This is a genomic window from Streptomyces sp. ERV7 (genome assembly GCF_001653515.1).
Classification (GTDB): Bacteria; Actinomycetota; Actinomycetes; order Streptomycetales; family Streptomycetaceae; genus Streptomyces.
Genome location: NZ_LYOY01000036.1, coordinates 1 through 7142, shown reverse-complemented (window position 1 = coordinate 7142; position 7142 = coordinate 1). Strand labels below are relative to the sequence as shown.

6 protein-coding genes are annotated in these 7142 nt (G+C 73.4%); 3 read left to right on the top strand and 3 right to left on the bottom strand.

Translation table 11 applies throughout. The features are described 5' to 3' along the window. Positions 1-52: 52 nt before the first annotated feature. The 3 genes from A8W25_RS14420 to A8W25_RS14410 all read right to left on the bottom strand — a co-directional run bounded on the left by A8W25_RS14420 (position 53) and on the right by A8W25_RS14410 (position 3703). Positions 53-1285 (bottom strand): alpha/beta hydrolase family protein, encoded by a 1233-nt coding sequence (locus A8W25_RS14420; protein ID WP_067161373.1) that lies wholly within the window; start codon positions 1283-1285, stop codon positions 53-55. Between the two features lie 124 nt (positions 1286-1409). Continuing rightward, positions 1410-2105: a TetR/AcrR family transcriptional regulator gene (locus A8W25_RS14415; protein WP_067161371.1), complete on the bottom strand. Its 696-nt coding sequence runs from the start codon at positions 2103-2105 to the stop codon at positions 1410-1412. Between the two features lie 2 nt (positions 2106-2107). Next, complete coding sequence (locus A8W25_RS14410; RefSeq protein WP_067161368.1) at positions 2108-3703, bottom strand: DHA2 family efflux MFS transporter permease subunit; 1596 nt, start codon at positions 3701-3703, stop codon at positions 2108-2110. Positions 3704-4072: 369 nt separating this feature from the next. Between A8W25_RS14410 and A8W25_RS14405 the strand changes: the two genes are divergently transcribed. From A8W25_RS14405 to A8W25_RS14395, 3 genes are all read left to right on the top strand, one after another. Next, positions 4073-5878 (top strand): fatty acyl-AMP ligase, encoded by a 1806-nt coding sequence (locus A8W25_RS14405; RefSeq protein ID WP_067161366.1) that lies wholly within the window; start codon positions 4073-4075, stop codon positions 5876-5878. 42 nt (positions 5879-5920) lie between these two features. Further along, positions 5921-6235 carry an acyl carrier protein gene (locus A8W25_RS14400; protein ID WP_067161358.1) on the top strand — a complete coding sequence of 105 codons (315 nt, stop codon included), beginning with the start codon at positions 5921-5923 and terminating at the stop codon, positions 6233-6235. Continuing rightward, a partial coding sequence (locus tag A8W25_RS14395) for a polyketide synthase (RefSeq protein ID WP_199831754.1) occupies positions 6232-7142 on the top strand: 911 nt, incomplete at its 3' end. The genes A8W25_RS14400 and A8W25_RS14395, both read left to right, overlap by 4 nt.

The window sequence follows — 7142 nt, the reverse complement described above, 5'->3', positions numbered from 1 at the left end:
GGCGGGGGGGGGTGCCCCGGGCCGCCCGCCTCGGGCGTACGTGTGCGAACGGTCAGACGGACGGCGCGGGTTCGGGCTCCGGGGCCCCGGGCTGCGCCGTCTCCGCCAGCCAGGAGAAGACCCGGTCGTGGAAGAGGCTCATGGAGCCGGAGTGGCAGTGGGCTCCCCCGCCCTCGTCCGAGGTGAAGACGTGCAGGGTCTTGGGGCTGTTCAGGCCCGTGTACACCTTCTTCGCGTGTTCCAGACCGGCGAAGAACATGTCCTCCTCGGCGTCGAGCACGAGGACCGGACAGCGCACCTGTCCCACCACGTCGGCGAGGCCGAACGCGGGCATCCGGCGCAGCAGTTGGGACGGGCTTTCCGCGCCGAACGTCCACATCGCCTGCCGCAGCAGCCAGCGCGTGAAGGTCTGCTGGACGGCGATCCCGTACATCACGGGGTTGGCGAAGTCGTCGCAGCCCTGCTCCACCCACTCGTGGACGAACGGCGGCAGCCACACCACGTCACCGAGCTGCCAGACCGCGTCATGGGCGACGCACCCCGCGAGCCGGTGCTCGAACGCGGCGGCCCGGACGGCGAGCAGCCCCCCGAGGCTGGTCCCCACCAGGGTGACGCGCTCGGGGTCCACCCCCGGCTGGGCCAGCGCGAAGTCCACCACGGGTGTGACCACCTCCTCCCAGTCCGGCCGGAAGGTGAGCCCCTGCTCGCGCAGCACCGAGCCCTGCCCGGGCCCTTCGAAGCAGAGGCAGTGGTAGCCGCGCGCCTGGGCTGCGGCCGCGATGAAGAAGAAGCCCTCTTCCAGCGTGGAGTCGATGCCGCCGTGGTGGACGAGGGTCGGGCGGGGCCCCTCGGAGTCGTCCGCCCGGTAGAAGTACCCCGGCAGCGAGCCGTCCCCGTACGGGATGCGCACGAACTCGGGCGGCCGCTCCATGAGCTGGGCCGCCTCGGCGAAGGTCTCCTTGGAGAGCCGCATCAGCCGCGCCGCCTCGGGGTCGTGCAGCGGGTCGTCGCGCAGGAAGAACTCGGCGGTGCGGTAGTACGTGTGGGCGCGCAGCAGCGCGGAGCGCGCGTCGACGGTACGGCGCTGGGCGAGCGCCGCGGTGGCGAGGCCGTGGACGCGCTCGGCCAGCGCGGACCACTCGCGCCGCCAGGCGTCCGTGTCACCGCCGGGGATGCGCGAGGCGACGGCGATGACCTCGCCGAGCTGGGCCCCGCCGAAGTCGGCGTAGCCGGCCGCCCGTAAGGCCTGGTAGTCGAAGGCTGGGTCGTCGAAGAGGAACTTCATGGTTGCGGCTCCTGGGTGGGGAGGCGGTTCGGGACCCGTCCGCGGGGACGGGCGGATGGCCCTGCGCGGGTGCGCGGCCGACCAGTGCGTGCGCCGGTGGCCCGGCCCTTCGGGTGCGGCCGGGCTACCGGGGTGCGGGGTGGGTCCTGGTGCCGTCGAGGAAGGTGTCCACGATCGCCTCCGCGAAGGCCGCCGACTCCACGGGCCGCTGGCGCAGGATCAGCCGCGCGAGCATCGGCCCCGTCAGCAGCTCGATGGCCTGGTCCACGTCGAGGCCGGGGCGCAGTTCCCCGCTCCTCAGCCCGTCGTGCAGCACCTGCCGCATGGCGTCCCTCCGTGCGGCGACCGCGGTGTCCTCGTACCGTTCCACCAGCTGTGGCCGGTGCACCGCCTCCCCGAGGAGGCCGGCGAGGAGGCGGTGCAGATTGGTGTCCTGGCCGCGGTGGCGGATCTGGTCGACCAGGTCCACGAGACGGTCCCGCAAGGGGAGTCCGTCCGAGGGGGTGACGGGCACGTCGAGGCTGCTCAGGGCCGCGAGCACCAGCTCTTCCTTGTTGCGCCAGCGGCGGTAGACGGTGGCGCGGGCGACCCCGGCCCGCTGGGCCACCAGGTCCATCGACAGCGCGCTGAAGCTGCACCCCTCGCCCAGCAGGCCCAGGGCGGCCTCCAGGATCGCCCGGTCGGCGGCGGGGTCGCGCCGGCGCCCGCCGCGGGCGGTGCGCCGGGCGGGCGGCGGGGCGCTCTCGTCCCCGGCGGCGGGGACGGGCCGGAGGCCGGCGGGCGCGACGCCCTCGGCCTCCGGTGGAACGGGTGGTGGCATGCTCAGACCTCCGAGGAGTGGTGGACTCTGGCGGCTTCCTCCGCGCCGGCGTGCTCGTCCGGGGTACGGGCGGGCAGCAGGAGCAGGCTGACGAGCGCGCCGAGGAAGGTGACCCCGGCGGCGACCAGTGCGGTGACGTGCATCGCGGAGACGAACGCGGCGACGGCGTGGTCCGCGAGAGCGGCGCCGCGCGGGCCGAGCCCGTCGGCCACGGCGAGGCTGCTCTGCACGGACTCCCCGGCCTTGCCGCGCAGTTGGTCCGGCACGGCGCCGAGGTGGTCCGACATCCGCGAGCGGTACGCGGTGGAGAGGACCGAGCCGAGGACCGCGACCCCGAGCGCCCCGCCCACCTGCCGGAAGGTGGTGTTGACGGCCGAGCCGGTGCCGGCCCGCTGCCGGGGCAGGGCCGACATGACGGCGGCCGTGGCGGGCGGCATCACACAGGCGATGCCCACACCGAGCACGAAGAAGACGGATTCGAGCAGCCACAGCGAGGTGTGCTCGTCGACGGTGGCGACGGTGAGGAACGACAGGGTGGTCAGCACCATCCCGGTGGCGCACACCGGGCGGACCCCGATCCGCTTGGCCGCCAGCGTCGCGGGCGGCGAGCACAGCAACTGGGCCACGGCCAGCGGCAGCAGGCAGTACCCGGCCTGCAGCGGCGTCCAGCCGCGCACGCTCTGCAGATAGAAGACCAGGAAGAAGGTGGCGCCGAGCAGCGCGAAGAACACCAGGCCGATCACGGTCACGGCGGCCGAGAAGCGCGGGATGCGGAACAGCGCCACGTCCAGCGCGGGGCGTTCGGCCCGCCGCTCCCAGACGACGAAGGCCACCAGCACGGCGAGCCCGCCGAGCATCGTCCCCCACACCCGGCCCGCCGCCCAGTCGTCCGACTCGCCGCCCTGGATCACCCCGTACACCAGCAGGGTCAGACCCGCCACGGACAGGGCGACGCCCACCGGGTCGAAGCCGCCGCGTCCGGGGTCCCTGGACTCCGGCACGACGACCAGCGCGGCGATGGTGCCGATCACGACGATCGGGATGTTGATGAGGAAGACCGAGCCCCACCAGAAGTGCTCCAGGAGCGCGCCGCCGGTGATGGGCCCGACGGCGACCGCGAGGCCGCCCGCCCCGGCCCAGATGCCGACGGCCTTGGCGTGTTCGGCGGGCGGGAAGACGTTCATGATGATCGCCAGGGTGGCCGGCATCACCAGTGCGCCGCCGACGCCGAGTCCGGCGCGGGCGGCGATGAGTTCGCCCGCGCTGCCCGCGTAGGCGGACCAGAGCGAACAGCCGCCGAACACCACGAGCCCGGCCACCAGGGTGCGTTTGCGGCCCCAGCGGTCCGCCAGCACTCCGGTGCTGAACAGGAGGGCCGCGAAGACGAGCGTGTAGGAGTCCACCGACCACTGCAACGCGCTGGAGGAGGCGCCCAGGCCCTGTGGTGCGGGCTCGGCGAGCGTCTTGAGCGCGACGTTCAGGATCGATGTGTCGAGGACCACGAGCAGGAGGCTCACCACGAGGACGCCCAGGACCCACCAGCGGTGGGCGGCGGCCTGGTCCTGCTCGGTCGTACGGGGTTCGAGCTGAGTGGTCACGGATGCCGCTCCTCGGAAGGAAGAGGGTGCTGCGTGAACTGCCGTCTGTCGCCGTGCGGTTCACGACGCTAGACCCGCCCACCAATCGAGTCAATGCCGTATCGAAACAGTCCTGACTCATATCCCGGCCGCGCGGGCCTGCTCCCATGTCGCGGCACTGGGTGCCAACTTCCCCTCCACGTACGTACGGATCCCCTCCGCGCACCCCCGCTCCACCGCACCCTGCGGGAAGGCCCAAAGCTGCGACGTGCACCTCAAGGCCGCCTTTACAAGTCCTTTTCAACTCCCGCCAACGATGGTTCGACAGGTGGCACTTGGTGCCGCGACAGCCCGACACAGCGACACCCGGACCCAGCGACAGGGGAAGAGATGCACAGGACGTTGACCGAGGCCGTACGCGCCGGAGCGGAGCAGTACCCCGACCGGCTCGCCTTCGTGTACCTCCACGAGGACGGCCCGACCATGCGGCCCGAGGAGCTCACGTACGCCGAGCTGGACCGCCGCGCGCGGCTGATCGCCACCCGGCTGCGCCAGGAGTCGCTGGGCGACCCCAGCCGTCCGGTGCTGCTGCTCTACCCGCCCACCCTCGACTTCGTCACCGCGTTCCTCGGCTGCTTCTACGCCGGGCGCACGGCCATCCCGGCGCCGCTGCCGGACGAGCCGGGCGAACGGCTCGCCCGGGTCAGCGGCATCCTGCGGGACGCCTCGGTGGGCGCGGTCCTCACCGTCCCCGAGCAGCGCCAGGCGCTCGCCGCCTGGCTGGCCGCCTCCGGGGAGCAGGACGTGGTGTGCCTGGCGCCCGAGGACGACGGCGAGGACCCCGCCCTGTGGTTCCCGCCGCAGGTCCGCGACGACGAGGTCGCCTTCCTCCAGTACAGCTCGGGCTCCACCAGCCTCCCCAAGGGCGTCATGGTCACGCACGCCAACCTGGCCGCCAACCAGGAGGCCATCCACCGCGCCATGCTCACCGAGCCCGGTGTCGTCACCGGCAGCTGGCTGCCGCTCTACCACGACATGGGCCTCATCGGGATGACGCTGCACCCGCTGTGGATGGGCGGCACCAGCGTCCAGATGTCGCCCATCTCCTTCATCAAGCAGCCGCACCGCTGGCTGCGGATGATCCACGACTACCGCGTCGAGGGCACCGCCTCACCCGACTTCGGCTACGAGCTGTGCGCCCGCCGCACCACCGAGGAGCAGGCCGAGGGGCTCGACCTGTCCAGCCTGCGGGTGGCGCTGAACGGGGCCGAGCCGGTGCGCGCCGCCACCATCCGCACCTTCACCGCGCGCTTCGCCGCCCAGGGACTGCGCCCCGAGGCGCTGTTCCCCTGCTACGGCCTGGCCGAGAACACCCTGCTCGCCTCCGCCGGGGACACCACCGGCCGCCATGTCGAACTGCCCGTCGACGCACACCTTCTGGAGCAGCACGAGCTGCGGCCCGCCCGCCCCGACCGCGCCTCCAGGACCCTGGTCGGCTGCGGCGCGCCGGCCGGGAGCGAGGTGCTCATCGTCGACCCGATGACGCGCGAGGCGCTGGCGGACGGCCAGGTCGGCGAGATCTGGCTGCGCGGCCCCTCGGTGGCGCGCGGCTACTGGAACCGCCCGGAGGCCACCGACGAGACCTTCCGCGCCGAGACCGCCGACGGCCGCACGGGCTATCTGCGCACCGGCGACCTCGGCGGCCTCGTGGACGGCGAGCTGTTCGTCACCGGCCGCATCAAGGAGATGCTCATCCACCACGGCCGCAACCTCTACCCGCAGGACATCGAGCAGGCCGTACAGGACTCGGGGCCCGCCCTGCGGCGCGGCGGCGGCGCGGTGTTCACCGTGCTGGACGAGGAGAACGACCGCTCGCACGTCGTGGTGGTGCAGGAGGTCCGCCCCAGCCGGCAGGACGAGCACGACCTGCCCGCCCTCGCCGCCCAGGTCCAGACGGTGCTCAGCCGCAGGTTCCAGCTCCCCGCCGCCAGCGTGGTCCTGGTGCGGCCCGGCGCGGTCCGCAAGACCACCAGCGGCAAGACCCAGCGCACCCTGATGCGCCGTCTGTTCGCCGACGGCGCGCTGCCCGTACTCCACCAGCGCCTGGACCGGCCGGTCGCGGCCCTCGTCGCCGCGTCGGCCGAGCAGGCCGAGCAGGCCGAGCAGGCCGCTCCGCTGGCCGCCCCCGGCCGCTGAGACCGCCCGGCCCACCGAGCGCCCCCAAGGAAGAGGTACCTCATGTCCATCGCCCCCGACACCCGCACCGCGATCCGGCCGCAGACCCCCGTCCTGGCCCCCGCGGACCTGGAGAAGTGGCTCACCGACCGGGTGGCCTTCCATCTGCACCGGCCCGCCCGGGAGATCGACCCGACGACCCCGCTCGCCGACTACGGCATCGACTCGGTGGCCGCGATCGGCATCTGCGGCGAGATAGAGGAGCGCCACCTGCTGGCGGTCCCGCCGACCCTCGCGTACGACTTCCCGACGGTACGCGCGATCGCCGGGCACCTGGCCGAGCTGCTCGCCGTGGGTGATACCGGGGCCGCCTCATGAGCGCATCCGAACCGGTCGCGGTCGTCGGGCTCGACTGCCGCTTCCCCGGGGCCCGGGACGCCGGCGAGTTCTGGAAGCTCCTGATGGAGGGCCGGGACGGCACCCGGCGCGTCCCCGAGGAGCGCTGGGAGGCGGACCGCTACCGGATCGACGAGCCGGCCTCCCCGGGCGAGGCCCGGCCCCCCGGCCGCTCCAACACCGTGCGCGGCGGGTTCATCGACGACCCGGACGCCTTCGACCCGGCCTTCTTCGGGATCTCGCCGCGCGAGGCGGCCGCCATGGACCCGCAGCAGCGGCTGCTGCTCCAGTGCTCCTGGCGGGCCATCGAGGACGCGACGGTGGCCCCCGAGGACCTGGCCGGCACCGACACGGGCGTGTTCGTGGGGGTGATGGCCAACGAGTGGGCCCACCTCCAACTCGCCGACTACGACCGGATCACCGCCCGGCACGGCTCCGGCAACGGCTACTTCATGGGCGCCAACCGCGTCTCGTACCACCTCGACCTCAAGGGCCCCAGCCTGGCCGTCGACACGGCCTGCTCGTCCTCGCTGGTCGCCCTGCACCTCGCCTCCGGCGCGCTGCGGTCGGGCGACTGCGACTACGCGCTCGCCGGGGGCACCAACCTGATCATGACGCCCGTCCTCAACATCTTCTACACCCAGGCGGGCCTGTCCGCGCCGGACGGCCGCTGCAAGCCGTTCAGCGCCTCGGCCGACGGCATCGGCCGCGCCGAGGGCGTCGCCGTACTCGTCCTGCGCAGGCTCGCCGACGCGCTGGCCGACCGCCAGCCGGTCTACGCCGTGCTGCGCGGCACCGGCGTCAACCAGGACGGCCGCAGCAACGGCATCACCGCGCCCAACCGGTGGGCTCAGCAGGAGCTCATCGAGCGGGTCTGGCGCTCGACCGA